Below are 23,844 nucleotides of genomic sequence, written 5' to 3'. Positions count from 1 at the left end.
GACCCCGTAGTGTAGCAACCCGACGGCATCCTCTCCGCAGCCGTCCAGCCTTGCTGCGACAACGCTTGACCGCCCTTGCCCGGCTTGCCTATCGTGCCCGCATGGAACCCGCCGATCCCCTTGCCCAGCTGCAGGACTTCGCCGCCCGCGTGGAAGCGTTGCTTGAACGCAACCAGCGCCTGGCCGAGGAGAACCGCAGCCTGCGCCACCAGCAGGAGCAGCTGGTGGCCGAGCGCTCGACGCTGCTGGCCAAGAATGAGCAGGCACGTTCGCGGGTGGAAGCAATGATCAGCCGGCTCAAATCCCTGGAGCAGCACACATGAGCGCCGAACCGGTCAGTGTCCGCATCCTCGATCGTGAATACACCGTGGGCGTCGGCGGCGATGAACGTGACAGCCTGATGGCCGCCGCACGCCTGCTGGATGCGCGCATGCGCGAGATCCGCGGCAGCAACCGCATGGCCGCGGTTGATCGCGTTGCCGTACTGGCCGCGCTGAACCTGGCCCACGAACTGCAGCTGCTGCGCGACGAAAACGCCCGCCAGGCCGTGGCCCTGCAGCAGACCCTGGCCGACCTGAACCGGCGCCTGGACCGCGCCATCGACGGCACCCCCTAGAAAAAGGGGACGGAGGGGATTAAGGCGCATTCGCCCCCATCCGTGCCGGAAACGTCTTAATCCCCTCCGTCCCCTTTTCGCATATCTGAATTGGCACGGACTGTTGCCGACGAACGGCCTATCCAGATCCTGCGTGCTGGCTATAATGGCCACGCGTTCTCTGCGGTACTCGACGGCATGTGCAAACATTCGCCTTGTCCCTTAAGAACGACACCGGGAGCGCGACAGCGCCGGGAGTGCAGGTCCGCCTTGCAGCGGGAAGCCCGATGGTTCTCCAGCGTTCCCACTTGAGCCCCCGGGTTCAAGGTCGTTTCGCATGCATCGACATTGCGGAGAATGCAATATTCCAGCAAGGGCGGCGTCTTCGGGCGTCGCCCTTGTTCTTTCCGGCACAATGACGGCTGATCCTTGCCGCACGCTGCCATGACCGACCCGCGCCAGGCCCTGCGCCACGACCTGCGGCAACGCCGCCGCGACCTTTCCGCCGCTGAGCGCATCGCCGCCGCCGAATCGCTTGCCGATGCCCTGCTCGCCCTGCCGTTCGCCCCGCGCGAAGGCGCCGTGGCCGGCTACTGGGCGCTGGATGGCGAGATCGCCCTGCACCGCTGGCAGTTGCAGTTGCCCGAAGGCCTCACCTACTGCCTGCCGGTGCTGGCCGGCGACGTGCTGCGCTTCGCGCCGTGGCGGCAGGGGCAGCCGCTGACCAGCAACCGCTACGGCATTCCCGAGCCGGACGTGGCGCTGGAAGACACCCTGGAACCAGCACAGATGGCGCTGGTGGTGGCCCCGCTGGTGGGTTTCGACACGCAGTGCCGGCGGCTGGGCATGGGGGGCGGCTGGTATGATCGCAGCTTCGCCTTCCGCCACGACCGGCCGGCGCCGCCCTGGCTGGTCGGTGCTGCGTTCGCGGTGCAGCAGGTCGAGTCCTTGCCGGTGGCGTCGTGGGACGTGCCGGTGGATGCGATCTGCACCGAAGACGGCACCCTGTTCCCCTCCGCTGCCCCCGTGAACGCATGACCGCCCGCAAGCGCTACTGGCTGATGAAGTCCGAACCGGACGCCTTCTCCATCGATGACCTGGCCAAGGTCAAGGTCGAACCCTGGAACGGGGTGCGCAACTACCAGGCGCGCAACTTCATGCGCGATGTCATGCAGGTGGGCGACGGCATCCTGTTCTACCACTCCAATACCAAGGTGCCCGGCATCGTCGGCCTGGCCACCGTGGCCAGTACGGCCTACCCGGACGACACCCAGTTCGATCCGAAATCCGACTACCACGACCCCAAGAGCACGCGCGAGAACCCGCGCTGGATGCTGGTGGACGTGGCCTTCGACCGCAAGCTCAAGCAGGTGATCGCGCTGGACGAGATCAAGCTGCACGCCGAAGCGCTCGGTGAAGGCTTCCCGCTGGTTGCCAAGGGCAACCGCCTGTCGGTGTTCCCGGTGACCGCCGCGCAGTGGAAGCTGCTGCTGTCGCTGGAAAAGAAATCCTGATTCCCTGCCTGAGAGTTCTCCCATGTCCGAAGCCAAGCGCCTGGCCGCCGAGAAAGCCATCGAGTACGTAGAAGACGGCATGATCGTCGGTGTCGGCACCGGTTCCACCGTGGCCTATTTCATCGATGCCCTGGCCCGCATCCAGCACCGCATCAAGGGTGCCGTGTCCAGCTCCGAGCAGAGCACCGCGCGCCTGAAGCAGCACGGCATCGAGGTGATCGAGCTGAACCACAGCGGCAACCTGTCGCTGTACGTGGACGGCGCCGATGAGTGCGACGCCAACAAGTGCCTGATCAAGGGCGGCGGCGCCGCGCTGACCCGCGAGAAGATCATCGCCGAGGCCAGCGAGCGCTTCATCTGCATCATCGACCCGAGCAAGCAGGTGCCGGTGCTGGGCAGGTTCCCGCTGCCGGTGGAAGTGATCCCGATGGCGCGCAGCCTGGTCGCCCGCCAGATCCGCGACATGACCGGCGGCCAGCCGACCTGGCGCGAAGGCGTGGTCACCGACAACGGCAACCAGATCCTGGACATCCACAACCTGCAGATCACCGATCCGGAAAAGCTGGAGCGCGAGCTCAACCAGCTGCCGGGCGTGGTCTGCGTCGGCCTGTTCGCCCGCCGACGCGCCGATGTGGTGATCGTCGGCGGCGAGCCGCCGGTCGTGCTCTGACCCTTTCGAAGGATCCTGACGATGTCGCTGTTGCGTTCGCTGCTGATGCTCCCGCTGCTGGCCCTGGCTGGCTGCGCCACCGACGCGGCCCGCCATTGGGTCGAACTGGATGGCGCCCGCTACCAGGTCGAGCTGGCCACCAACGATGAAACCCGCGCACGCGGGCTGATGTTCCGCGACCAGATGTCGGCCGACCACGGCATGCTGTTCATCCACGACCGCGAAGAAATGCAGGCGTACTGGATGAAGAACACCAAGATCGCGCTGGACATCCTGTACTTCGACAGCCAGCGCAAGCTGGTCAGCCAGCAGCGCGATGTGCCGCCGTGCTCTGCCGGCGACATGTGCCCGCCCTACCCCAGCGGTGGCCCGGCACGTTACGTGCTGGAGCTCAACGCCGGCCAGGCCGAGAAGCTCAAGCTGAAGGACGGCACGGAGCTGAAGTTCGGCCCAGGCATCGAGTAACAGGGTTCTGCCCGCGGTAGTGCCGGCCGCTGGCCGGCAACCCCGCAGGGGTCAGATCCCTTTCGCACGCGAAAGGGATCTGACCCCCGGATTTTTCACGCGGCACCGCTTGAAACCGCCTGCGAATGACGCCAGTCTGTGGTCATGCAGGACCGGATCACACTCCCCGACTGGGATGCACTGGCCGACCTCGAAGACGAGGCGCTGCCCTTGTTGCCGACCGCGCTGCTGATCGCGCGCGATGAATACCCCGATCTGCAGCCGTCCACCTACGACGCGCTGATCCAGAGCCATGTCGACCACCTCCGTTCGGAAGTGGAGAGCATCGACAACAGCCCACTGAAAATGGCGGCGATCAACCGCCACCTGTTCGACGAGCTGGGCTACAGCGGCGACCACGACGAGTATTACGACCCGCGCAACAGCTATCTCAACCAGGTGTTCGAACGCCGACTGGGCAACCCGATCTCGCTGGCGCTGGTGCAGATGGAAGTCGCGCGCCGACTGGGCATTCCGCTCGATGGCGTGTCCTTCCCCGGCCACTTCCTGGTGCGTTTGCCGGTGGACGACGGCGTGCTGGTGATGGACCCGTTCAACGGTGGCCGGCCACTGGACGTGGACGAACTGCGCGAACGCGCCAAGTCACACCTGGGCGGGCAGATGCCCGATGACCAGGTGCTGGCGCAGATCCTCGACCCGGCGCCGGCGCGCGCGATCCTGATGCGCATGCTGCGCAACCTGCATGGCGTCTACGCCGAAGCCGGTGAATGGGATCGTGCCGCACGCAGTGCCGACCGCCTGCTGAAACTGGCGCCCGAGCAGGACGACGCGCTGCGCGACCGCGGCCTGGCGTACCTGCAACTGGAGTATCTGGCCGGTGCCCGCCATGACCTGGGGCAGTACCTGAAGCGCAATCCCGAGGCCAGCGATGCGCAGTGGCTGCGCGAGAAGCTGATCGACCTCGGCGGGCCGATGCCGCGGCTGCATTGAGGGTGTCGGTGTGTGGACCAACGGTCCACACCCACCCCAACGGTCAGCACCCACAGGATGGGCCGGGTGGCCCGCCGGTCAATCGACCTCGACCATCTCGAAATCGGCCTTGGTCACCCCGCAGTCCGGGCAGGTCCAGGTCTCGGGAATGTCCTCCCAACGCGTCCCGGGCTCAATACCCTCCTCCGGCAAGCCTTCCGCTTCGCTGTACAGGAAGCCGCAGACCACGCACATCCAGGTTCGCAGGGTGGTGGGGCTGGCGTCGCTCATCGGATAATCGGGGCTGGATTCACGGGCGGCCATTGTCCCATTGCAGCCCACGCACCGGTAGCCATCGATGACTTCTGCTTCCCCGGCGCCCCGCGGCGTCTACCTGATCACCCCGGACGAGCCCGATACCGCGCGCCTGCTGGCCCGTACCGCGCCGCTGCTGGCCGCTGGTGCCACCTGGCTGCAGTACCGCAACAAGACCGCCAGCGATGCCCTTCGGCAGGAACAGGCGACGGCCCTGCAAGGCCTGTGCGCCGCCCACGGCGTGCCGCTGATCGTCAACGACGATCCGGTGCTGGCCAAGGCCGTGGGCGCCGCCGGCGTGCATCTGGGCGGCACCGACGGGGACATCCCCAGCGCGCGCGCGCTGCTCGGTGCCGAGGCCATCATCGGCGCCTCCTGCTACGACCAGCTGGCCAATGCCGAGAAGGCCGTGGCGGCCGGCGCCAGCTATGTGGCCTTCGGCGCCTTCTTCCCGACCACCACCAAGGTCACCAGCAGCCGCGCCCACACCGACCTGCTGCGGCAAAGCGCCGCACTCGGCGTGCCGCGGGTGGCGATCGGCGGCCTGACGCCGGACAATGTCGGTCCCATCATCGACGCCGGCGCCGATCTGGTGGCCGTGGTCAGCGGTATCTATGCCGCATCGGACCCGGTCGCGACCCAGCGCGCCTATCTCACCCAGTTCGCGTAATGCCCAGGAAAGCCCCATGAACCACGACCAGTCCCACGCCCTGTTCTCCCGTGCCCAGCAGCTGCTGCCGGGCGGCGTCAATTCGCCGGTACGTGCGTTCAAGTCGGTCGGCGGCGAGCCGTTCTTCGTTGAACGCGCCGATGGCGCCTACCTGTACGACGTCGATGGCAACCGCTACATCGACTACGTCGGTTCCTGGGGCCCGATGATCGTCGGCCACAACCACCCGGCCGTGCGCCAGGCGGTGAAGAAGGCGATCGACAATGGCCTGTCCTTCGGTGCGCCGTGCGCGGCCGAAGTCACCATGGCCGAGACCATCACCCGCCTGGTGCCATCGTGCGAGATGGTGCGCATGGTCAACTCCGGCACCGAGGCCACACTGTCGGCGATCCGCCTGGCGCGTGGCGCCACCGGCCGCAACCGCATCGTCAAGTTCGAAGGCTGCTACCACGGCCACGGCGACTCGTTCCTGGTCAAGGCCGGCAGCGGCATGCTGACCCTGGGCGTGCCGACCTCGCCGGGCGTCCCGGCCGGCCTGAGCGAACTGACCCTGACCCTGCCCTACAACGACTTCGAAGCGGCCACCGCCCTGTTCGAACAGCAGGGTGACGACATCGCCGGCCTGATCATCGAACCGGTGGTCGGCAACGCCAACTGCATCCCGCCGCGCGAGGGCTACCTGCAACACCTGCGTGCGCTGTGCACGAAGCATGGCGCGCTGCTGATCTTCGACGAAGTGATGACCGGCTTCCGCGTTGCCCTCGGCGGTGCGCAGGCGCATTACGGCATCACCCCGGACCTGACCACTTTCGGCAAGATCATCGGTGGTGGCATGCCGGTGGGTGCCTACGGTGGTCGCCGCGAGCTGATGCAGCAGATCGCACCGGCCGGCCCGATCTACCAGGCCGGCACGCTGAGCGGCAATCCGGTGGCGATGGCTGCCGGCCTGGCGATGCTGGAGCTGGTCCAGCAGCCGGGCTTCCATGCCGACCTGGCCGAGCGCACCGCACGCCTGTGTGCGGGTCTGGAAGCGGCCGCCGCCGACGCCGGTGTGGCCGTGACCACCACCTGCGTGGGTGCGATGTTCGGGCTGTTCTTCACCAGCGAGAAGGTGGAAACCTATGCGCAGGCCACCGCCTGTGACATTCCGGCGTTCAACCGCTTCTTCCACGCGATGCTGGAGCAGGGCGTGTTCCTGGCCCCGTCGGCGTACGAGGCCGGCTTCCTGTCCAGCGCCCACGACGATGCCGTGATCGAGGCGACGCTGGCCGCAGCACGCGTGGCGTTCAGGGCTGCCAAGGGCTGATCGCAAAAAAAGGGGACGGAGGGGATTAAGTCGTTTGTGCACAAACGACTTAATCCCCTCCGTCCCCTTTTTTTCAACCAAAGACGAACTTGCCCTTCATCATCGCGAAGTGGCCGGGGAACGAGCAGAAGAAGGTGTAGTCACCGCCCTTCTGCAGGCCCTGGGTGGAGAAGCGCACGCGCGTGGTCTCGCCACCGCCGATCACCTTGGTGTGCGCCAGCACGCGCTTGTCGGCCTTCGGCAGGTAGCTGTCGGCCAGGGTCATGCGCATGCCCGCCATCGCCACCGGCTGGTAATCGGCGGTACGGGTCAGCACCCAGTTGTGACCCATCGCGGTGACAGCCAGCTTGCCGGTGTGGCGCAGGGTCAGGTCCACGGCGGTGCAGTCGGCGGCGACCTTGATCTCGCGGCTGCTGAAGCTCATCTGGTCGGTGCTGTCGATGCTGACCGCACATATCCGCGCCATCGCCGACGGCGCCAGCATCAGCGCGCCCAGTCCCACTGCCACCATCCAAGCCTTCATCGTTGCATCTCCTGCGGATTCAAGCGCCATTCTAGGCAGCCTCCTGTGGCCGCGTCTGCGACCGTCTGTCGCACGCGCACTCCAGGGTTTCCGCGCATCCACCGCGATGGCATGCTCGGCCGATGCGGATCGATCTGTTGCTGCTGGATGTGGACGGCGTGCTGGTGCAGTACCAGCGCGCGCAGCGCGTGCTGCACCTGGCACAGGCGCTGGATGTCGCGCCGGAAACCGTGCAGGCCGCGCTGTACGACAGCGGGCTGGAAGCGGCACATGACAATGGCACGCTGGATGGCCCGGCCTATCTGGCGCAGCTGAGCAAACAGCTGGGCCGCACCGTTGATGTACACACGTGGATCGCGGCGCGACAGGCCGCCAGCCATCCACAGCCGGCCGTGCTGCAGCGGCTGCAGGCCCTGCAGCTGCCGATGGCGGTGCTGACCAACAATGGCGCACTGATGCAGCAGGCCTTGCCGACTCTGCTACCGGAACTGTTCCCGGCCCTGCATGAGCGCGTGTTCTGCAGCGCGGAGTTCGGCCTGCGCAAACCGGCGCCCGCGGTGTTCCTGCGCACGCTGGAAGCACTGGACGTGGCACCTGCCCGCACGCTGTTCGTCGATGACCTGTTCGCCAACGTGCGCGGCGCACGCGCCGCCGGCCTGCACGCGGAAACCGTGCGCGATGGCCGTGGGCTGGGCAAGGTGTTGAAGCGTTACGCGGTGGGCTGATCGGGGTCAGAGCCCTCTGCGCAGGAGAGGGATCCGACCCCAGCATTATGGCGTCAGCGCGCGGCGATGAACGCGGCAATTGCCGCGCGCAGGCGCTTGAGGCCTTCAGCCACTTCTTCGTCGGTGATGTTCAGCGACGGCACGAAGCGCAGCACGTCCGGGCCGGCCTGCAGGGTCAGCAGCCCCTGCCCGGCGGCGTGGTCGAGGATCGCACCAGCCTGGCCGGCGAAGTCCTTGCTCAGCACCGCACCCAGCATCAGGCCGCGACCACGCACCTCGCTGAACACGCCGAACTCTTCGTTGATGCGCGCGAAGCCATCGCGCAGCGCCTTCGACTGGCGGCTGACGTTGGCGGCGATCTCCGACGAGGCCAGCTTGCGCAGCGCCACGCGGGCCACCGCAGCGGCCAGCGGGTTGCCACCGAAGGTGGTGCCGTGCGCGCCAAACTGCATGGTCTCGGCCACCTTCGGGCCGGCCAGCATCGCACCGATCGGGAAGCCGCCACCCAGTGCCTTGGCCAGGGTGACCATGTCCGGCACCACGTCGTCCTGCCAGTGCGCGAACAGCGTGCCGGTGCGGCCCATGCCGGCCTGGATCTCGTCCAGCACCAGCAGCGCGTCGTGCTGGTCGCACAGTTCGCGCACGCGCTTGAGGAAGCCGGACTTGGCCGGCATCACGCCGCCCTCGCCCTGGATCGGCTCCAGCATCACCGCCGCCACGTCACCGGCGGCCATCGCGGTTTCCAGCTGCACTTCGTCGTTGAAATCGATGTAGCGGAAGCCACCCGGCAGCGGCTCGTAGCCTTCCTGGTACTTCGGCTGCGCGGTAGCGGTCACCGCGCCCATGGTGCGGCCGTGGAAGCTGCCACGGAAGGTGATGATGACGCGCTTGTCGGCCGGGCGGCCCTGGCTGGAGGCCCACTTGCGGACCATCTTGATCGCCACTTCGTTGGCTTCGGCGCCGGAGTTGCACAGGAACACCCGCTCGGCGAAACGACTGGCCTTCACCAGTTCCTCGGCCAGGTGCAGCGGCGGTGCGCTGTAGAACACGTTGCTGGTGTGCCAGAGCTTGCCGGCCTGCTCGACCAGCGCGGCCACCAGGTCCGGATCGTTGTGGCCCAGGCCGCACACGGCGATGCCGGCAGCCAGGTCGATGAACTCACGGCCCTGGCTGTCCCATACTCGGGCGCCCTGGCCTCGCTCCAGTACCACCTGGCGGGGCTTGTAGACCGGCAGGTAATAGTGCGAAAGGGAGATCAGCGGATCGGTCGCGGCGGTCATGGCAGTCGGCAGGGTTCAGGAACGCCCATTCTCGCGCCGGAACCCCTGCGGCACAATGCGCCCATGCGACCGTTTTCCGCCCCCCAGCTCAACCCCGCCACCGAGACCGGCTGGCGCCGTCGGTGGTTCGACATCATCTACCGCCATGACACCCGCCCTTCGCGCAATTTCGACCTGATCCTGGTGGTGGCGATCGTCGCCAGCATCCTGGTGGTGATGATCGACAGCGTGCAGCACCTGCATGCCGAATGGTCCACCGGCCTGTACATCCTGGAATGGGGCTTCACGATCATCTTCACCGCCGAGTACCTGCTGCGGCTGGCGGTGGTCAAGCGCCCGCTGCGGTATGCAGTGAGCATCTGGGGCATCATCGACCTGCTGTCGATCCTGCCCGCCTACCTGTCGATGTTCATCCCCGGCGCGCAGAGCCTGCTGGTGGTGCGCGCGCTGCGCATCCTGCGGGTGTTCCGCATCCTGAAGCTGACCCGCTACATCGAGGAAAGCGGCGTCCTGATGACGTCGCTGTGGCGCAGCCGGCGCAAGGTGCTGGTATTCCTGTTCACGGTGATCACCATCACCATCATCGCCGGTGCGCTGATGTACGTGATCGAGGGCCCCGAACACGGTTTCACCAACATCCCGGCCAGCATGTACTGGGCGGTGGTGACCATGGCCACGGTCGGCTTCGGCGATATCGTGCCGCAGACCGTGCTCGGCCGCTTCGTCACCTCGGTGCTGATCCTGATCGGCTACAGCATCATCGCCGTGCCCACCGGCATCTACACCGCCGAACTGGCCAGCACCATGCGTGAAGCCGAGCAGGCCGCACGCCGCGATGCGCGTGGCTGCCCGGACTGTGGGCTGGAAGGCCATGAACCAGATGCACTGCACTGCCGCAAGTGCGGCGGCAAGCTGCCGGATGCGTTCAGTCATTGATGCGAGCGCCGGCGATGTACACCGGCGCACGCTGATCACGCCATGAGCGGGAGCACTACTGGCGGTTGCTCTGGAAAACGAGCGTGTTGTATTCCTGCATCAGCTTGCTGGCCGATCCACGCGGCGCCATCGACGGCGAATCAAGCATGCGTCGTTCGAAATCGGTGTAAGGCTCTTTCTCGCTGACGCGCTGCAGCCGCGCCTTGCCTTCCCGACGGAAGTTCTCGGCCTCACGCTCGAAGCTGTTCCAGTCCAGCTTGCCCGGCTCCTGATCAGCCACCTTCGCATGCGCTTCGTCGGAAATGCGGTTGAACGCATCCAGACGCTCGCGGGCCTTGGCCTGATCGAAATCATCCTCGCTCATCAGATCCATGATGGCCTTGGCTTCCAGCATCATCGCCAGGCGGTAGTACTCGCGCGTGCGACCCTCGGCCTGCTCCAGTGCCTTGAGCTGCTCGCGCTGGGCGGCGTCGTTCTGGCGCTCCAGCTCGGCATTGAACGTTTCGCTGGCAGCCACGAAATCCTTGAAGGCGGCCATCAAGGGCGCGTGCAGCTGCTTGCCCTTGGCGAACTGGTCGTCTTCGTAGTCCTGGCGATCGTAGTAGTCGTGCGCGTCCTTGCTGATCGGCACCAGCGCCTTCAGCGCCTGCTGGTAGTGGCCGGCAGCAGCATCGAGTTCAGCCAGCACTGGCTTGGCAGCGATCGCCTCGGTCACGGGGGCATCGCACTGCTTCATGTCGTAATCGCTGATCTCGAACGGACCGTACACCTGTGTCTCGCGACCGGTCGGGCCGGCGGCGACATCCTTGATCCAGCGCGTATAGGACTCGATGCTGCCGTGGGTCTTCGAATCAAGCGCGTTGAAGCAGCCGATGTAGGCGTTGAGCTTGGCGGTCAACTGCTGCTGCGGGTCGGACGGCGCCGCGCTGGCGTCCGGCGTGCCGGAGGCAGCGGCGCCGCCCGCAGCGGCGGGTGCCTTGCCACCGCAGGCGGCCAGGATCAACGACAGCGAAGCGGCCAGCGCCGCGACGGAAAGAGTGCGTGACATGTGTTCACATCCCTGTTGAAAACGATTACAGCTGCGCATTCTAGCGCAGCAGGCCGAAGGTCGCAGCCCTCGGCCTCTTCCGGCGACGTACGATCAATCCAGGAACAGATCCGGCAGCAACGGACGCGATGGATCCACTGCGTAGCCCGAAAGATCGGTGATACCCGCCTGCGCCAGCACGTCATCGTCGATCAGGAACTGGCCATGGAAGCCCGCCGCTTCGCGCACCAGCACCGCATGCGCGGCATCAGCCATGATCTGCGGCGTGCGGCAGCCGGCCGCATCCACGCCCGGGATCATGTTGATCGCATCGGTGGCGATGACCGTGCGCGGCCACAGCGCATTCACCGCCACGCCCTGCGGGCCGAATTCCGCGGCCAGGCCCAGGGTAACGAAGCTCATGCCCATCTTCGCCAGCGTGTAGCCGGTATGCGGTGCCCACCACTTCGGCGCCAGGCTGGGCGGCGGTGCAAGGGTGAGGATGTGCGGATTCGGCGCCTGCAGCAGGTACGGCAGGCAGGCCTGCGCGCACAGGAAACTGCCGCGCGCATTGACCTGCTGCATCAGGTCGAAACGCTTCATCGGCGTATCCAGCGTACCGCGCAGCCAGATCGCGCTGGCGTTGTTGACCAGGATGTCGATGCCGCCGAAGGTATCGACCGTGGCCGCAACCGCCGCGTGCACCTGCTCTTCCTCGCGGATGTCGCACTTCAGGGCCAGGCCCTGCCCGCCTGCCGCCGTCACCGCTTCAGCCGCGGTATGGATGGTGCCCGGCAGCTTCGGATTCGGCACCGACGACTTGGCCGCAATGGCCACGTTGGCGCCGTCGCGCGCAGCGCGCAGTGCGATGGCCAGGCCGATCCCACGCGAGGCTCCGGTGATGAAAAGCGTTTTGCCCTGCAGACTGCCCACGTTCCACACTCCAGCGTATGCAATGAGCCGCTAGTATGCCGCGCCGACGCGGAGTTCACCCGGCCTTGACGATACTCGGGCCTCCAGCCAACGCACGAGGTCCACGCCATGCGCCGTTCCCGCCTGTTGCTGCCTGCCCTGGGGCTTGCCCTGCTGACTGCCTGCCAGGGCCGTTCGCCGGAACCCGGCAAGGAGCCACCCGCCGGTGACGCGCCCAGCGCGGAGAAGGCCGCCGCCGACGGCAAGATGCGCTGGAGCGAGGCCGTGGTCTGGGATGGCGATCTGAACGCATGCCGCCAGGGAGAGAATGCCGCCACCCGGGATTGCCTGCGCGATGCGATGCGAGCGGGGGGAGCAAGCGCCGAGGCGATCACCGCGGCCGAGCAACTGTCCAGCGCCGGGGAACTGGCGTATGTCACCGCCTGGCATGAGAACGAGGGGCTGGGCATTGCCACGGTCGAGTATCCCTTCCGGGCCAACACCAACGAAGGCACCCGCCTGGTCGACGCCAGCGGCAAGCGCATCGATGTGGATGCCGTACAGCTGGACGACACGCTGCGTGCCGACCCGGCCGTGCAGGAGCTGTTGAAGGCCAACCCGCAGGCCACGCCATTCGCGCCGGCGCAATCGGCCGGAGCGACACCGCTGGAGGGCGGCGGGATCCGCCTGCTGTACCGCACACCGCTGCGCGACTGCCACGCCTGCCCGGACGTGGGCCAGCTGCAGATCGCCTATGACTTCGATGCCAAGCGCAACTTCATCGGCCAGCAGGTGGTGCCGGCGACGCCGTAATCCGGAAATGCCGCGTGTCGCCGGGCATGGCCCGGCGAGCGCAGTGTCGAATCATCGGTACGCCTGCACCTGCTTCTGCAGCAGATGCGGCACGATCAACCTGTGCACGGGCGCGACCGGCAGCATGTAGAGCCGCCCGAATGCGTTATGCGTATGCACCACCGTCACCACTTCCAGCACATCGCCCTGCCATTGCAGGGCCAGCTGTACGCGCAGGTGGCGATCATCGTCTTCCAGCACGATGGCATCGTCATCCAGCGACTGCAGGGTGAAGATGCCCAGCCGCTGGCCGGCCGCCGGATCGTCGGTGTCCTGAACCGCACGCAATGAGCCAAGGTGCTTCATCCCAAGCAGGCGCATGCCGTGGTTGCGCAGCGCCATCAGACCATCGAACCAACCGGGAATGCTCGCGGCCATGTCGCGATAGGCCTGCAAGGCCGAGCGCCCATCACGACGGGTGGTCGCATGGCACGCATGCACGAAATCCGCACCGGGCAGCTGAGTTCGCAGCACGCTGCCCGCGCTCGGCGGCGCGCTCATCACCTGCGATGCACTCACGGCTTCGGTCCCTGCCCCTCGTTGTCTTCCCAGTGCAGGATGCGGCGGGTGACGAAGCGGTAGACCGGCTTGCCGGTGGCGAACCACAGCTCGCGCACCCACGACGTACGCTTGAGCACGCGCTTCTCCACCGGGGTGAGTGATTCGCGGCAGTACATGCGCTTGTGCTTGAGCAGGTGGCGCAGGTCCTCGCGGGCCAGCAGCCGCATCCAGCGCGAGCGCGGGTTGCCGATCACCGCCAGCTGGAAGTCGATCAGCGCCGGTCGTCCATCTTCAGTGACCAGCCAGTTGGCTTCCTTGGCCAGGTCGTTGTGGGCCACGCCATTGCGATGCAGCTGCTGCAGCAGGCGACGCGCGGCGCGGAACCAGGCCAGATCGCCGCGCGGCGGACGCTGGTACATGGCATCGCCGGCCATGAAGCTGCGGTCGAGGTGGCGGCCATCCCAGGCCAGCAGCTGCGGCACATCGGCCATGCCATGGATATGGCGCAGCGCGCGTGCTTCGCGACGTGCAAGCCACCACGCGGGCAACCGCAGCCACAGCGGCGTGGCCCCCAGATCGCGGCGTACGAACGGGCCATCGGGCCCTTTCACAAGAAGGATCCGGCCGAAGCTGTCGGCCTTCAGAGCATGGTGGGGAGCGTCTGGCGTATGCGGCATGACTCCATTCTAGGCGATGGCGCCGGTTGCAAACGGTCACGAAGCGGCTGGGAACCAGTCACCTTCACGCCCCTATAATCGGGCAATGGACTCTTCATGGATCGACGCCACGCTCGCGTGGATTGCCGCTCACCCCGTGCTGGCGGGCGCCGTTATCTTCCTCATCGCCTTCTGCGATGCGGTCATCATTCTTGGCGCCATCGTGCCGGCGCTGCCACTGCTGTTCGCGGTGGGCGTGTTCATTGGCCTGGGCCAGATCTCCGGGCCGTACGCGGTGGCGGCTGCGGCATTGGGTGCGTTTGCCGGCGATGGCATCAGTTACTGGATCGGCCGCCGCTGGGGCGACCGCCTGCGCGGCGTGTGGCCGTTCAGCCGTTACCCGCAGCTGCTCGACCGCGGCGAAAACCTGTTCCGCCGCAATGCCTTCAAGAGCATCCTGGTGGCACGCTACGTCGGCGCGATCCGCCCGTTCGTGCCGGCCATCGCCGGCATGATGAAGATGCCCGCCAGCCGCTACGTGCAGGCCAGCGGCATCGCCAGCATTTCCTGGGCGGTGCTGTTCCTGGCGCCGGGCTGGATCCTCGGCGAAGCGTACGACGCGGTGGCTGCTGTAGCCGGGCGGCTGGTGGTGGTGGTCGGCCTGCTGGCGGTGATCCTTGGCCTGGTCTGGGCCATCGTGCTGTACGGCTACCGCTGGTCGGCCGCACGCATGGACAACTGGCTGGCACGCCTGCTGGACTGGTCCAACCGCCACCCGACGCTGGGCCGCTACACCGTTGGCGTGCTGGACCCGAAGCGGCGCGAATCGGTGCCGCTGGCGATGCTGGCGCTGATGCTGCTCCTGCTGGGCTGGGGCTGGTTCGCGCTGTTGACCGTGGTGGTCGCACATGGCGAGCCGCTGGCGATCGACCTGCTGGTGCACCAGGCCATGCTGGCGCTGCGCAATCCGCTGGCCGACTACCCGATGGCTGCGCTGGCGTCGCTCGGGGCCTGGCAGGTCCTGCTGCCGGCCACCGCCGCGGCGATGGGCTATCTGATCTGGCGCCGACGCTGGATGGCCGCTGCTCACTGGCTGGCGGCACTGGCCTTCGGCCTGGCCCTGACCATGCTGCTGGGCGCCACCGTGGATGTGGTGCGCCCGATCGACGCCAGCAGCGGCTTCGGCTTCCCGTCGGTGTCGGTGACCATGGCCACCATCACCTTCGGCTTCTTCGCGGTGCTGATCGCACGCGAGATGCCCGGCCGCACCCGCGTCTGGCCGTACCTGGTTTCGGGCATCGTGGTCAGCCTGATCGGCTTCTCGCGCCTGTACCTGGGCGCGCATTGGCTGAGCGACGTGATCGGCGGCATGCTGTTCGGCACGTTCTGGCTGCTGGTGCTGGGCATCGCCTATCGCCGCCGCTTCAACCGCTCGTTCTGGGTGAAGCCGGTGGCCTGGCTGTTCTACGGCGTCTTCGCCGTGGCGGCGATGTGGTACGCACCGCGCAACATCCCGGTGAAGCTGGAACGCTTCGAACCGACCCTGCCGGCCCCGCAGGCGATGGACATGCAGGCGTGGTGGCAGCACGACTGGGCCACGCTGCCGGCGCGCCGCAACGAGTTCGACGACGACCAGCGCTGGCCGCTGGACGTGCAGGTGGCCGGGCCATTGGCACCGCTGCAGGCGCAGCTGGAAGCGCGTGGCTGGAAGCGGCAGGAACAGGCCGGCTGGCAGCAGGCGCTGCTGATGCTGGACAAGAACACCGGCGCCGATGAACTGCCGGTGCTGCCGGCCACGCTGGACACCCGCGTGGAAGCACTGCTGATGGTGCGCCAGGGTGCGAAGCCGGACGAACGCTATGTGCTGCGCCTGTGGCCTGCACCCGCGCAGCTGCAGGCGGGCAACACGCCGCTGTGGCTGGGCAGTGCACAGACCCTGCGTTACGAACGCCACTTCGAGTGGATCGGCATGTGGCACCCGCTGCGTGGCGTCGACCCGGCGTTGAACGCGGTGAAGGACGCCGTGCAGGACCTGCCGCAGCGCGAGGACGTGCACAGCGAAACCGGGTTGCCGGTGCTGCGGTTGAAGACCACCACGCCCTGACCGGTACCGGTCGCGCTCACCCAGTGTAGAGCCGAGCCCATGCTCGGCTGCGCTTCGCGGGATCCATCAAGCCGAGCATGGGCTCGGCTCTACAGCAGATCCACGCCATGCGTGGATGGCTTCTACGGCATCCAGCCCAGCAATTGCTGCAATCGCTGGTGCGGGTCGTCCACCTGCAGCAGCTGCAGGCGCTGCTGCTCGCTCAGCGGCAACAGTTCGGCCAACCGCCAGCCGACCCAGCTGGCCTGGTCCAGCAGCGCCGGGTTGGCCGGCGCATAGGCCTCGCCAGCCTGTTCGATGATGTGCCCCAGCAGCGTGGCCAGCAGCGCATGCTGTGGCCGCAGTTCATCGTCCGGGTCTTCCTCGCACCAGCGCACGTCGGCCACCACCAGGCCGTTGTCGCGCACGCGGGTACGCTCGACGTGGAAACGGCGGGTTCCGCGCAGGCGCAGTTGCAGCACGCCGTCGGCGCCGACATCGAAGTCTTCGATGCGCACCTGCACGCCATAGGCGGCCGGCGTCGCTGGTGCGCCGACTTCCTCGCCATCGAGGATCAGACAGACACCAAACCCCTCACCACTGCGGCCGCTGTCGCGGATCAGGTCCAGATAGCGGCGCTCGAATACGCGCAGGCCCACCGCCGCACCCGGTACCAGCGTGGTGTGCAGCGGGAACAGCGGCAGCGAGCCGTCGCCGCTCATCGGGCCTGCAGGGCGGCGAGGAAGCGACGCGGCGCGCCGTCGAAGCCACCGTTGGACATGAACACCACGTGGTCGCCGCTGCGCGCGCTGGCCTGCAGCTGCGCCAGCAATGCGTCGGTATCGGGCACGGCATGGGCTTCGCCACGCACCGCGGCGATCACCGCCGCAGCATCCCAGGCCAGTTCCGGGCGATGCAGGAACACCACTTCATCGGCCAGCGCCAGCGAGGGAGCCAGCGCCTGCGCATGTGCGCCGAGCCGCATCGAGTTGCTGCGCGGTTCCATCGCGACCACGATGCGCGCATCGCCGACCTTGGCACGCAGGCCTTCCAGCGTGGTGGCGATTGCGGTCGGGTGATGGGCGAAGTCGTCGTAGACGGTGATGCCGTCATGGCTGCCGATCACTTCCATGCGGCGCTTGACGCTGCGGAAGCGCGTCAGCGCCGGAATCACCTCTGCCGGTGCCACGCCCACCGCATTCGCCGCGGCCAGCGCGGCCAGGCCGTTGAGCACGTTGTGGCGGCCCAGCAGCGACCACTGCACATCGCCCAGTGCCTGCCCGCGATGATGCACGCGGAACGCGCTGCCATCGGCAGCCAGCAGCTCGGCATGCCATTCCAGCGACGGATCGAAGCCGAAGCGCTCGACCGGGGTCCAGCAGCCCATTGCCAGCACTTCGGCCAGGTACTGATCCTCGCCATTGACGATCAGGCGGCCACGCGCGGGCACCGTGCGCACCAGATGGTGGAACTGGCGCTGGATCGCGGCTACGTCCGGGAAGATGTCGGCGTGGTCGTATTCAAGGTTGTTGAGGATGGCCACCAGCGGCCGGTAGTGCACGAACTTGCTGCGCTTGTCGAAGAACGCGGTGTCGTACTCGTCGGCCTCGACCACGAACTCACGGCCCTGGCCCAGCCGGGCGGAGACGCCGAAATCCTCGGCGACGCCGCCGATCAGGAAACCGGGCGAACGACCGGCGCTTTCCAGCAGCCAGGTGAGGATGGTGGTGGTGGTGGTCTTGCCATGGGTACCTGCCACGGCCAGGGTGTCGCGACCCGGCAGTACCTGTTCGGACAGCCATTGCGCTCCCGAAATGTAGCGCTGGCCGGCGTCGAGCACGGCCTCAACGGCGGCATTGCCGCGCGAGAGGGCGTTGCCGATCACCACGTCATCGGTGCCTGCCGGCACGCTGTCGGCGCGGTAGCCCTGGTCCAGGGCGATGCCCAGCTGCTCGAGCTGGGTCGACATTGGCGGATAGATGGCCTGGTCGCTGCCGCTGACCGTATGGCCCAGTTCCCGCGCCAGGGCGGCCACGCCGCCCATGAAGGTGCCGGCGATTGCAAGGATATGTACGCTGCTCATGACCGAGGATTGTGACCGATGACGGCTGTATAGGGCCAATGTCCGCCCCCGGGTAAGACAAGTCCTACACGGGATGTGAGAAAACTCCAATCACCTGTCAGGGAATTCCCGATAGCGATGTTCTGTGAACCCGGACACAATTCGAACTGCCAGCCGCAGTACCCGAACCGGTCCTACTCCCCAAGAGGCCATCCCCAAGGGAGCTCATGCTGCGGGGCCCTGAGCAAGCCCTTCGCTGGCGCCTGTCAAACGACACAGGCCTGATCCTCACGGACCAGGCCTGTGTTTTTTTGCGCCCGAAGGGCCGGCAACAGACCGGCCCCGCCGGATCAGGCCTTGATCGCCGCCAGGATGCGGGCTTCGATCTCGTCCAGCTCACCGACGCCATCGACGCGGGCCAGGGTGCCACGGCCGGCGTAGAAGTCGACCACCGGGGCGGTCTGGTCGTTGTAGACCTGCAGGCGCTGGCGCACCGCTTCCGGCGTGTCGTCGGCGCGGCCCTGTTCCTTGGCACGACCGGCGATGCGCTCGACCAGCAGCTCGGTGGCCACGTCCAGCTGCACCACGGCATCCAGCGGCTGGCCGATCTTGGCCAGCAGGCCGTCCATCGCATTGGCCTGGGCCACATTGCGCGGGTAGCCATCAAGAATGAAGCCCTTGGCGACATCGGGCTGGGTCAGGCGCGACTCCAGCATGCCCAGCAGGATGTCGTCCGACACCAGGTTGCCGGCATCCATCACCGTCTTGGCCTGCTTGCCCAGCTCCGTGCCCGCGGCGATTTCCGCGCGCAGCATGTCACCGGTCGAAATGTGGGCGATCCCCAGCTTTTCCTTCAGGCGCGTCGCCTGTGTCCCCTTGCCCGAACCGGGCGGTCCCAACAGAACCAATCGCATTGACCTGACTCCAACGTGTTGAAAACAAAGAAGGCTCGCGTCCCGGACGGACCGGTATCGCTGCACCGCAATAGCGCCACTTTACCGCATCCGGGTAATGTCCCTGCAATGTCCTTTCCCCCGAGCAGGTAGACGCATGCGCAACGGTACTCTCCTCTACGCCCAATCCGGTGGTGTCACCGCGGTCATCAACGCCACGGCGGCGGCGGTGATCGAGCAGGCCCGGGCCAAGGGCATCAAGGTCCTGGCCGCGCGCAACGGCATCCTCGGCGCGCTGCGCGAGGAACTGATCGACACCAGCAAGGAGAGCGCTGCGGCCATCCGCGCCCTCGCCCATACCCCGGGCGGCGCGTTCGGCTCCTGCCGGGTCAAGCTGAAATCGCTGGACGCCGACCGCGCCCGCTACGACCGCCTGCTGGAGGTGCTGCGCGCCCATGACGTGCGCTGGTTCCTCTACAACGGCGGCAACGACTCGGCCGATACCGCGCTGAAGGTCTCGCAGCTGGCCAAGGCCTCCGGCTACGACCTGACCTGCATCGGCGTGCCCAAGACCATCGACAACGACCTGGCAGTGACCGACACCTGCCCCGGCTTCGGCTCGGCGGCCAAGTACACCGCGGTGTCGGTACGCGAGGCGGCGCTGGACGTGGCGGCGATGGCCGAGACCTCCACCCGCGTCTTCATCTACGAAGCGATGGGCCGCCACGCCGGCTGGCTGGCCGCGGCCGCTGGCCTTGCCGGCAACGGCGATGACGAAGCGCCGCACATCATCCTGCTGCCCGAACGCGCCTATGACGAGGCGGCGTTCCTGGCCAAGGTGAAAGCGGTGGTCGAGCGCGTCGGCTACTGCGTGGTGGTGGCGTCGGAGGGCATCGCCACCGCCGATGGCCGCTTCGTCGCTGACGCTGGCGGCGGCAAGGACTCGTTCGGCCACTCGCAGCTGGGCGGCGTGGCCGCGCACCTGGCCGGCCGGGTCAAGGACCAGCTGGGCCTGAAGGTGCACTGGGCGCTGCCCGACTACCTGCAGCGCTCGGCCCGGCACCTGGCCAGCAGGACCGACTGGGAGCAGGCGCAGGCGGTCGGCAAGGCCGCCGTGCAGCTGGCGCTGAAGGGCCAGAACGGCGTGATGCCGGTGATCGTGCGCAGCAGCGATGCGCCCTATCGCTGGAAGATCGAGGCGGCGCCACTGTCGAAGATCGCCAACCATGAAAAGAAGATGCCCGCCGGCTTCATCCGCCGCGACGGCTTCGGCATCACCGCCAGGGCGCGGGCCTACCTGTCGCCGCTGATCAAGGGCGAAGCGCCGCTGCCGTATGGCGCCGACGGCCTGCCGAAATACGTCACCCTGAAGAACGTGGCGGTGAAGCAGAAGCTGCCGCCGTTCGAGGGCTGACCCGAAAAAGGGGACGGAGGGGATTAAGTCGCATACGCCCCTCTGTCATCTCCAACAGCGTCAGCAGTGGGCCGGATACGACTTAATCCCCTCCGTCCCCTTTTAATGGAGGCACACCATGGCATTGCGTGTTGTTCGACTCGGTACGCCGCGCGTGCCTGGCGAGGGCCTGCGCATCGGCACCGTGCGGCGGCCGCCGCGCGGCGTTCCGCGCAGCGAGTTCGCCCGACAGGACTGGTACGACGTCTGGTTCCCGACCCTGTCACCCAGCGCGGAACTGGTGAAGCGGGCGCATGAGGCGAAGACAGCCGCCGACTGGACCGCGTTCTTCCGCCACTACAAGGCCGAGATGAAAGCGCCGGATGCCGCCCATGCACTGGACCTGCTTGCCGCACTGTCGCAGCACAGCGACATCAGCGTGGGGTGCTACTGCGAGGATGAGGCGCACTGCCATCGCAGGGCTTTGCGCGAGCTGCTGGTGGCGCGCGGGGCGACGCTGGCGGAGTGATGATTGCAGGGTTGCCGGCCAGCGGCCGGCACTACCCGTGGATGACCGCTTGGGTACACCGCCCAGGCAATTTCAGTTGCAGGCCTTGCCTTCCATCTGCAGCTGCGCGGCGAACATCGTCACCTGCGGAATCTGGCCGGCAGCGGCCTGCTTCCTGGCCTCTTCCAGATAGATGCGTGACTGCCCCTGACCGTCCAGCTCGACCTTGTTGGTCGACGGCAGCCGCCACACTCGCACCACCGCCTGCTGTGCGGGGCACGCGGCGCTGGGCACGCGGATCACATCATTGAGCTTCCAACCCTTGTCGGCACTCGGTTGGGCCTTGGCGTAGTCGACGAAGCGCGCGCGCGGCTGGCACTGCTCACTGGTACGCACCGCAGAGAAGCGGTACGGCTCGGCCGCCTGCCCGGTGAAGGCGCCTTCCAGGCGCGCACAGGCCTCGGGAATCTGGCGCAGCGTATGCACCGCGCCCACCGCCTGGGGTGCGCCCACGGCACGCTGTAGCTCCGGGGTTTCCGCAGCCAATGCCGGTACAGCCGGGACCAGGGCGGCAAGCATCAACAGGGACAGGCGCATGGGAGATCTCCTTCAGGACTCCACGCAGGCTTGCAGAGGCTGGCTTAACGGGGTGCAAAGGCCGGTGGCTCTCGAATCAAGCCCATTGACTGGCGGCATGCGCTGCGGCTCGCAGAAGCCAGTCGAGCACGGCTCGACTCTACAGTGCGCGGCACGCATACTGCGGGCACCAGGGAATGCTGAACACCGCCATACGTCGGACGACCGCCAAGGTCGGTACGGGTTGGTTCCAGGCTGCAGCCCGTCGTCCCCCTCGTGGTGCCGTTCATCGCCACTGGATGCCTACATCCATTCTGCGGAGGGGTCTAATGCTGGAACGTCACGGGCTGTCACTGGCGCTGGGCTGCGCCATTCTCGCGATCCTGTTCGGAATCGTCTCGGCGCGCTGGATCCTGCGCCAACCCACCGGCAATGAACGCATGATCGCGATCGCCACGGCGATCCAGGAAGGTGCGCGTGCCTATCTCAACCGCCAGTACCTGACCATTGGCGTGGCCGGTGTGGTGCTGTTCGTGCTGGTCGGTGTGTTCCTCAGCTGGTACACCGCGATCGGCTTCGCGGTCGGCGCGGTACTGTCCGGCGCGGCCGGCTACATCGGCATGAACGTGTCGGTACGCGCCAACGTGCGCACTGCCGAAGCTGCACGCCACGGCATCAGCGCCGCAATGGACGTCGCCTTCCGCGGTGGCGCGATCACCGGCATGCTGGTGGTCGGGCTGGGCCTGCTGGGCGTGGCCGGCTACTACGCGTTGCTGCTGCGCATGGGCCTGCCGATGGAACAGGCGCTGCATGCGCTGGTCGGCCTGGCCTTCGGCTCGTCGCTGATCTCGATCTTCGCGCGGCTGGGCGGTGGCATCTTCACCAAGGGCGCCGACGTCGGCGCCGATCTGGTCGGCAAGGTGGAAGCCGGCATTCCCGAGGACGACCCGCGCAACCCGGCGGTGATCGCCGACAACGTGGGTGACAACGTGGGCGACTGCGCCGGCATGGCCGCCGATCTGTTCGAAACCTACGCGGTGACCGTGATCGCAACAATGCTGCTGGGCAGCCTGATGCTGGCCGAGGCAGGCGCCAATGCGGTGCTGTATCCGCTGGTGCTGGGCGGCGTATCGATCATCGCCTCGATCATCGGCGCGCTGTTCGTGAAAGTGAAGCCTGGCGGCTCGATCATGGGCGCGCTGTACAAGGGCGTGATCGTCTCCGGCGTGCTGGCCGCCATCGCCTTCTACCCGATCACTACCGGCCTGATGGGTGACAACGTACATGGGCCGATGGCCCTGTACGGCTGCGCGTTGATCGGCCTGGTCCTGACCGGGCTGATCGTGTGGATCACCGAGTACTACACCGGCACCCAGTACAAGCCGGTGCAGCACGTGGCGCAGGCCTCGACCACCGGCCACGGCACCAACATCATCGCCGGCCTCGGCATCTCGATGAAGTCCACCGCGCTGCCGGTGGTAGCCGTGTGTGCGGCGATCTGGGGCGCGTTCGCGCTGGGTGGGCTGTACGGCATCGCCATCGCCGCCACCGCGATGCTGTCGATGGCCGGCATGATCGTCGCTCTCGATGCCTACGGGCCGATCACCGACAACGCCGGTGGGATTGCCGAGATGGCCGAGCTGCCCTCGGAGATCCGCGACATCACCGATCCACTGGATGCGGTTGGCAACACCACCAAGGCGGTGACCAAGGGCTATGCGATCGGTTCGGCCGCACTGGCCGCATTGGTGCTGTTCGCGGACTACACGCACAACCTGCAGGCTGCACATCCCGGGCAGGAATTCCGCTTCGACCTCAGCGACCACACGGTGATCATCGGCCTGCTGATCGGCGGCCTGATTCCCTACCTGTTCGGTGCGATGGCGATGGAAGCGGTCGGCCGCGCGGCGGGTGCGGTGGTAGAGGAAGTACGCCGCCAGTTCCGCGAGATCCCCGGCATCATGCAGGGCACCGGCAAGCCGCAGTACGACAAGGCGGTGGACATGCTGACCCGCTCGGCGATCCGCGAAATGATCGTGCCCTCGCTGCTGCCGGTGGCGGTGCCGGTGGTGGTCGGCCTGCTGCTGGGGCCACGCGCACTGGGTGGCCTGCTGATCGGCACGATCGTGACCGGCCTGTTCGTGGCCATTTCGATGACCACCGGCGGTGGCGCCTGGGACAACGCCAAGAAGTACATCGAAGATGGCCACTTCGGCGGCAAGGGCAGCGAGGCGCACAAGGCTGCGGTGACCGGCGATACCGTCGGTGACCCGTACAAGGACACGGCCGGCCCGGCGATCAATCCGCTGATCAAGATCATCAACATCGTCGCGCTGCTGCTGGTGCCGTTGCTGTAGATCCACGCCATGCGTGGATGACGGCCTTGATGGGGTCAGAGCCCTTTCCCAGGAAA

At 67.1% G+C, this 23,844-nt stretch carries 27 protein-coding genes and 1 other RNA gene; 17 read left to right on the top strand and 11 right to left on the bottom strand.

The annotated features are described in order from the left end of the window. Positions 1-101: 101 nt before the first annotated feature. The 8 genes from AC5P99_RS00810 to AC5P99_RS00775 all read left to right on the top strand — a co-directional run bounded on the left by AC5P99_RS00810 (position 102) and on the right by AC5P99_RS00775 (position 4,234). Positions 102-323, top strand: coding sequence for a TIGR02449 family protein (locus AC5P99_RS00810; RefSeq protein WP_005410898.1), 222 nt, complete (start codon positions 102-104; stop codon positions 321-323). Then, entirely contained in the window at positions 320-616 is a 297-nt protein-coding gene (locus tag AC5P99_RS00805) for a cell division protein ZapA (RefSeq protein WP_005410899.1), read from the top strand. The genes AC5P99_RS00810 and AC5P99_RS00805 overlap by 4 nt, the downstream gene beginning before the upstream one ends. Before the next feature lie 154 nt (positions 617-770). Further along, a non-coding RNA gene (gene ssrS / locus AC5P99_RS00800) (6S RNA) lies at positions 771-956 on the top strand. A gap of 83 nt (positions 957-1,039) precedes the next feature. Next, positions 1,040-1,633 (top strand): 5-formyltetrahydrofolate cyclo-ligase, encoded by a 594-nt coding sequence (locus tag AC5P99_RS00795; protein ID WP_262091193.1) that lies wholly within the window; start codon positions 1,040-1,042, stop codon positions 1,631-1,633. Continuing rightward, complete coding sequence (locus AC5P99_RS00790; RefSeq protein WP_495212799.1) at positions 1,630-2,109, top strand: EVE domain-containing protein; 480 nt, start codon at positions 1,630-1,632, stop codon at positions 2,107-2,109. The genes AC5P99_RS00795 and AC5P99_RS00790 overlap by 4 nt, the downstream gene beginning before the upstream one ends. A 22-nt stretch (positions 2,110-2,131) precedes the next feature. Then, entirely contained in the window at positions 2,132-2,779 is a 648-nt protein-coding gene (gene rpiA, locus AC5P99_RS00785; protein ID WP_005410902.1) for a ribose-5-phosphate isomerase RpiA, read from the top strand. Between the two features lie 21 nt (positions 2,780-2,800). Continuing rightward, the gene (locus AC5P99_RS00780) at positions 2,801-3,244 is read left to right on the top strand and encodes a DUF192 domain-containing protein (protein WP_099605443.1); all 444 of its coding nucleotides are present in this window, start codon (positions 2,801-2,803) and stop codon (positions 3,242-3,244) included. A 144-nt stretch (positions 3,245-3,388) separates the two neighbouring features. Next, complete coding sequence (locus AC5P99_RS00775) at positions 3,389-4,234, top strand: SirB1 family protein (RefSeq protein ID WP_024957828.1); 846 nt, start codon at positions 3,389-3,391, stop codon at positions 4,232-4,234. A gap of 78 nt (positions 4,235-4,312) precedes the next feature. On the opposite strand, the gene AC5P99_RS00770 is transcribed toward AC5P99_RS00775, so the two are convergent. Continuing rightward, positions 4,313-4,537 carry a rubredoxin gene (locus tag AC5P99_RS00770; RefSeq protein WP_005410905.1) on the bottom strand — a complete coding sequence of 75 codons (225 nt, stop codon included), beginning with the start codon at positions 4,535-4,537 and terminating at the stop codon, positions 4,313-4,315. Between the two features lie 34 nt (positions 4,538-4,571). On the opposite strand from AC5P99_RS00770, the gene thiE reads away from it, so the two are divergent. Together thiE and hemL are read left to right on the top strand one after the other, a co-directional pair. After that, the gene (gene thiE, locus AC5P99_RS00765) at positions 4,572-5,198 is read left to right on the top strand and encodes a thiamine phosphate synthase (protein ID WP_049450501.1); all 627 of its coding nucleotides are present in this window, start codon (positions 4,572-4,574) and stop codon (positions 5,196-5,198) included. Between the two features lie 16 nt (positions 5,199-5,214). Further along, positions 5,215-6,504 (top strand): glutamate-1-semialdehyde 2,1-aminomutase, encoded by a 1,290-nt coding sequence (gene hemL / locus AC5P99_RS00760; protein WP_049450502.1) that lies wholly within the window; start codon positions 5,215-5,217, stop codon positions 6,502-6,504. A gap of 73 nt (positions 6,505-6,577) precedes the next feature. Here hemL and azu read toward each other — a convergent pair whose 3' ends face one another. Beyond that, positions 6,578-7,027 (bottom strand): azurin, encoded by a 450-nt coding sequence (gene azu, locus AC5P99_RS00755; RefSeq protein ID WP_049450505.1) that lies wholly within the window; start codon positions 7,025-7,027, stop codon positions 6,578-6,580. A gap of 122 nt (positions 7,028-7,149) precedes the next feature. On the opposite strand from azu, the gene AC5P99_RS00750 reads away from it, so the two are divergent. Beyond that, entirely contained in the window at positions 7,150-7,752 is a 603-nt protein-coding gene (locus tag AC5P99_RS00750) for an HAD-IA family hydrolase (protein ID WP_005410909.1), read from the top strand. 53 nt (positions 7,753-7,805) lie between these two features. Here the strand turns inward: AC5P99_RS00750 and AC5P99_RS00745 are convergent, their stop codons facing one another. After that, a complete protein-coding gene (locus tag AC5P99_RS00745) occupies positions 7,806-9,032 on the bottom strand; it encodes an acetylornithine transaminase (RefSeq protein ID WP_005414378.1) in 1,227 nt (408 codons plus the stop codon). A gap of 63 nt (positions 9,033-9,095) precedes the next feature. Here AC5P99_RS00745 and AC5P99_RS00740 point away from each other — a divergent pair, with 63 nt between their 5' ends. Further along, positions 9,096-9,968 carry an ion transporter gene (locus AC5P99_RS00740; protein WP_005410911.1) on the top strand — a complete coding sequence of 291 codons (873 nt, stop codon included), beginning with the start codon at positions 9,096-9,098 and terminating at the stop codon, positions 9,966-9,968. A 55-nt stretch (positions 9,969-10,023) separates the two neighbouring features. Here AC5P99_RS00740 and AC5P99_RS00735 read toward each other — a convergent pair whose 3' ends face one another. Beyond that, positions 10,024-11,016 carry a YiiG family protein gene (locus AC5P99_RS00735; RefSeq protein ID WP_049450508.1) on the bottom strand — a complete coding sequence of 331 codons (993 nt, stop codon included), beginning with the start codon at positions 11,014-11,016 and terminating at the stop codon, positions 10,024-10,026. Positions 11,017-11,109: 93 nt separating this feature from the next. After that, the gene (locus tag AC5P99_RS00730) at positions 11,110-11,928 is read right to left on the bottom strand and encodes an SDR family oxidoreductase (protein ID WP_049450509.1); all 819 of its coding nucleotides are present in this window, start codon (positions 11,926-11,928) and stop codon (positions 11,110-11,112) included. 108 nt (positions 11,929-12,036) lie between these two features. On the opposite strand from AC5P99_RS00730, the gene AC5P99_RS00725 reads away from it, so the two are divergent. Further along, on the top strand, positions 12,037-12,720 hold the full coding sequence (locus AC5P99_RS00725; RefSeq protein WP_005414380.1) for a hypothetical protein: 684 nt from the start codon (positions 12,037-12,039) through the stop codon (positions 12,718-12,720). A 51-nt stretch (positions 12,721-12,771) separates the two neighbouring features. Here the strand turns inward: AC5P99_RS00725 and AC5P99_RS00720 are convergent, their stop codons facing one another. Together AC5P99_RS00720 and AC5P99_RS00715 are read right to left on the bottom strand one after the other, a co-directional pair. Further along, positions 12,772-13,260: a DUF2867 domain-containing protein gene (locus AC5P99_RS00720; protein WP_217279012.1), complete on the bottom strand. Its 489-nt coding sequence runs from the start codon at positions 13,258-13,260 to the stop codon at positions 12,772-12,774. 14 nt (positions 13,261-13,274) lie between these two features. Continuing rightward, entirely contained in the window at positions 13,275-13,937 is a 663-nt protein-coding gene (locus tag AC5P99_RS00715) for a serine/threonine-protein kinase (protein ID WP_032966984.1), read from the bottom strand. 85 nt (positions 13,938-14,022) lie between these two features. Between AC5P99_RS00715 and AC5P99_RS00710 the strand changes: the two genes are divergently transcribed. Continuing rightward, positions 14,023-16,020, top strand: a complete 1,998-nt coding sequence (locus AC5P99_RS00710) for a bifunctional DedA family/phosphatase PAP2 family protein (protein ID WP_012481181.1) — start codon at positions 14,023-14,025, stop codon at positions 16,018-16,020. Between the two features lie 122 nt (positions 16,021-16,142). Here the strand turns inward: AC5P99_RS00710 and AC5P99_RS00705 are convergent, their stop codons facing one another. The 3 genes from AC5P99_RS00705 to AC5P99_RS00695 form a co-directional block, all read right to left on the bottom strand. Beyond that, positions 16,143-16,721, bottom strand: a complete 579-nt coding sequence (locus AC5P99_RS00705; protein ID WP_049450514.1) for an LON peptidase substrate-binding domain-containing protein — start codon at positions 16,719-16,721, stop codon at positions 16,143-16,145. Then, positions 16,718-18,082 (bottom strand): UDP-N-acetylmuramate:L-alanyl-gamma-D-glutamyl-meso-diaminopimelate ligase, encoded by a 1,365-nt coding sequence (mpl, locus tag AC5P99_RS00700; protein ID WP_049450515.1) that lies wholly within the window; start codon positions 18,080-18,082, stop codon positions 16,718-16,720. Before mpl ends, AC5P99_RS00705 begins: the two co-directional genes overlap by 4 nt. 329 nt (positions 18,083-18,411) lie before the next feature. Then, positions 18,412-18,975: an adenylate kinase gene (locus AC5P99_RS00695; RefSeq protein WP_005410920.1), complete on the bottom strand. Its 564-nt coding sequence runs from the start codon at positions 18,973-18,975 to the stop codon at positions 18,412-18,414. A gap of 136 nt (positions 18,976-19,111) precedes the next feature. Here AC5P99_RS00695 and AC5P99_RS00690 point away from each other — a divergent pair, with 136 nt between their 5' ends. Together AC5P99_RS00690 and AC5P99_RS00685 are read left to right on the top strand one after the other, a co-directional pair. After that, the gene (locus AC5P99_RS00690; RefSeq protein ID WP_005410921.1) at positions 19,112-20,368 is read left to right on the top strand and encodes a 6-phosphofructokinase; all 1,257 of its coding nucleotides are present in this window, start codon (positions 19,112-19,114) and stop codon (positions 20,366-20,368) included. Between the two features lie 118 nt (positions 20,369-20,486). Then, complete coding sequence (locus AC5P99_RS00685) at positions 20,487-20,876, top strand: DUF488 domain-containing protein (RefSeq protein ID WP_060380348.1); 390 nt, start codon at positions 20,487-20,489, stop codon at positions 20,874-20,876. A gap of 72 nt (positions 20,877-20,948) precedes the next feature. Here AC5P99_RS00685 and AC5P99_RS00680 read toward each other — a convergent pair whose 3' ends face one another. Continuing rightward, positions 20,949-21,452, bottom strand: a complete 504-nt coding sequence (locus AC5P99_RS00680) for a hypothetical protein (RefSeq protein ID WP_049450520.1) — start codon at positions 21,450-21,452, stop codon at positions 20,949-20,951. A 308-nt stretch (positions 21,453-21,760) separates the two neighbouring features. Here AC5P99_RS00680 and AC5P99_RS00675 point away from each other — a divergent pair, with 308 nt between their 5' ends. Then, a complete protein-coding gene (locus AC5P99_RS00675) occupies positions 21,761-23,788 on the top strand; it encodes a sodium-translocating pyrophosphatase (protein ID WP_005410924.1) in 2,028 nt (675 codons plus the stop codon). Positions 23,789-23,844 lie beyond the last annotated feature (56 nt).

Source organism: Stenotrophomonas sp. YJH_SMC_80, from assembly GCF_059372495.1.
The sequence above is the reverse complement of the archived record's forward strand: the minus strand, read 5'-3'. Positions and strand labels throughout refer to the sequence as shown.

What these genes read in the sequence shown, in the direction of transcription:
- AC5P99_RS00810 (WP_005410898.1), top strand. Translation starts at nt 102, where the DNA reads ATGGAACCCGCCGATCCCCTTGCCCAGCTGCAGGACTTCGCCGCCCGC.
- AC5P99_RS00805 (WP_005410899.1), top strand. Translation starts at nt 320, where the DNA reads ATGAGCGCCGAACCGGTCAGTGTCCGCATCCTCGATCGTGAATACACC.
- AC5P99_RS00795 (WP_262091193.1), top strand. Translation starts at nt 1,040, where the DNA reads ATGACCGACCCGCGCCAGGCCCTGCGCCACGACCTGCGGCAACGCCGC.
- AC5P99_RS00790 (WP_495212799.1), top strand. Translation starts at nt 1,630, where the DNA reads ATGACCGCCCGCAAGCGCTACTGGCTGATGAAGTCCGAACCGGACGCC.
- rpiA (WP_005410902.1), top strand. Translation starts at nt 2,132, where the DNA reads ATGTCCGAAGCCAAGCGCCTGGCCGCCGAGAAAGCCATCGAGTACGTA.
- AC5P99_RS00780 (WP_099605443.1), top strand. Translation starts at nt 2,801, where the DNA reads ATGTCGCTGTTGCGTTCGCTGCTGATGCTCCCGCTGCTGGCCCTGGCT.
- AC5P99_RS00775 (WP_024957828.1), top strand. Translation starts at nt 3,389, where the DNA reads ATGCAGGACCGGATCACACTCCCCGACTGGGATGCACTGGCCGACCTC.
- AC5P99_RS00770 (WP_005410905.1), bottom strand. Translation starts at nt 4,537, where the DNA reads ATGGCCGCCCGTGAATCCAGCCCCGATTATCCGATGAGCGACGCCAGC.
- thiE (WP_049450501.1), top strand. Translation starts at nt 4,572, where the DNA reads ATGACTTCTGCTTCCCCGGCGCCCCGCGGCGTCTACCTGATCACCCCG.
- hemL (WP_049450502.1), top strand. Translation starts at nt 5,215, where the DNA reads ATGAACCACGACCAGTCCCACGCCCTGTTCTCCCGTGCCCAGCAGCTG.
- azu (WP_049450505.1), bottom strand. Translation starts at nt 7,027, where the DNA reads ATGAAGGCTTGGATGGTGGCAGTGGGACTGGGCGCGCTGATGCTGGCG.
- AC5P99_RS00750 (WP_005410909.1), top strand. Translation starts at nt 7,150, where the DNA reads ATGCGGATCGATCTGTTGCTGCTGGATGTGGACGGCGTGCTGGTGCAG.
- AC5P99_RS00745 (WP_005414378.1), bottom strand. Translation starts at nt 9,032, where the DNA reads ATGACCGCCGCGACCGATCCGCTGATCTCCCTTTCGCACTATTACCTG.
- AC5P99_RS00740 (WP_005410911.1), top strand. Translation starts at nt 9,096, where the DNA reads ATGCGACCGTTTTCCGCCCCCCAGCTCAACCCCGCCACCGAGACCGGC.
- AC5P99_RS00735 (WP_049450508.1), bottom strand. Translation starts at nt 11,016, where the DNA reads ATGTCACGCACTCTTTCCGTCGCGGCGCTGGCCGCTTCGCTGTCGTTG.
- AC5P99_RS00725 (WP_005414380.1), top strand. Translation starts at nt 12,037, where the DNA reads ATGCGCCGTTCCCGCCTGTTGCTGCCTGCCCTGGGGCTTGCCCTGCTG.
- AC5P99_RS00720 (WP_217279012.1), bottom strand. Translation starts at nt 13,260, where the DNA reads ATGAGCGCGCCGCCGAGCGCGGGCAGCGTGCTGCGAACTCAGCTGCCC.
- AC5P99_RS00715 (WP_032966984.1), bottom strand. Translation starts at nt 13,937, where the DNA reads ATGCCGCATACGCCAGACGCTCCCCACCATGCTCTGAAGGCCGACAGC.
- AC5P99_RS00710 (WP_012481181.1), top strand. Translation starts at nt 14,023, where the DNA reads ATGGACTCTTCATGGATCGACGCCACGCTCGCGTGGATTGCCGCTCAC.
- AC5P99_RS00705 (WP_049450514.1), bottom strand. Translation starts at nt 16,721, where the DNA reads ATGAGCGGCGACGGCTCGCTGCCGCTGTTCCCGCTGCACACCACGCTG.
- mpl (WP_049450515.1), bottom strand. Translation starts at nt 18,082, where the DNA reads ATGAGCAGCGTACATATCCTTGCAATCGCCGGCACCTTCATGGGCGGC.
- AC5P99_RS00695 (WP_005410920.1), bottom strand. Translation starts at nt 18,975, where the DNA reads ATGCGATTGGTTCTGTTGGGACCGCCCGGTTCGGGCAAGGGGACACAG.
- AC5P99_RS00690 (WP_005410921.1), top strand. Translation starts at nt 19,112, where the DNA reads ATGCGCAACGGTACTCTCCTCTACGCCCAATCCGGTGGTGTCACCGCG.
- AC5P99_RS00685 (WP_060380348.1), top strand. Translation starts at nt 20,487, where the DNA reads ATGGCATTGCGTGTTGTTCGACTCGGTACGCCGCGCGTGCCTGGCGAG.
- AC5P99_RS00680 (WP_049450520.1), bottom strand. Translation starts at nt 21,452, where the DNA reads ATGCGCCTGTCCCTGTTGATGCTTGCCGCCCTGGTCCCGGCTGTACCG.
- AC5P99_RS00675 (WP_005410924.1), top strand. Translation starts at nt 21,761, where the DNA reads ATGCTGGAACGTCACGGGCTGTCACTGGCGCTGGGCTGCGCCATTCTC.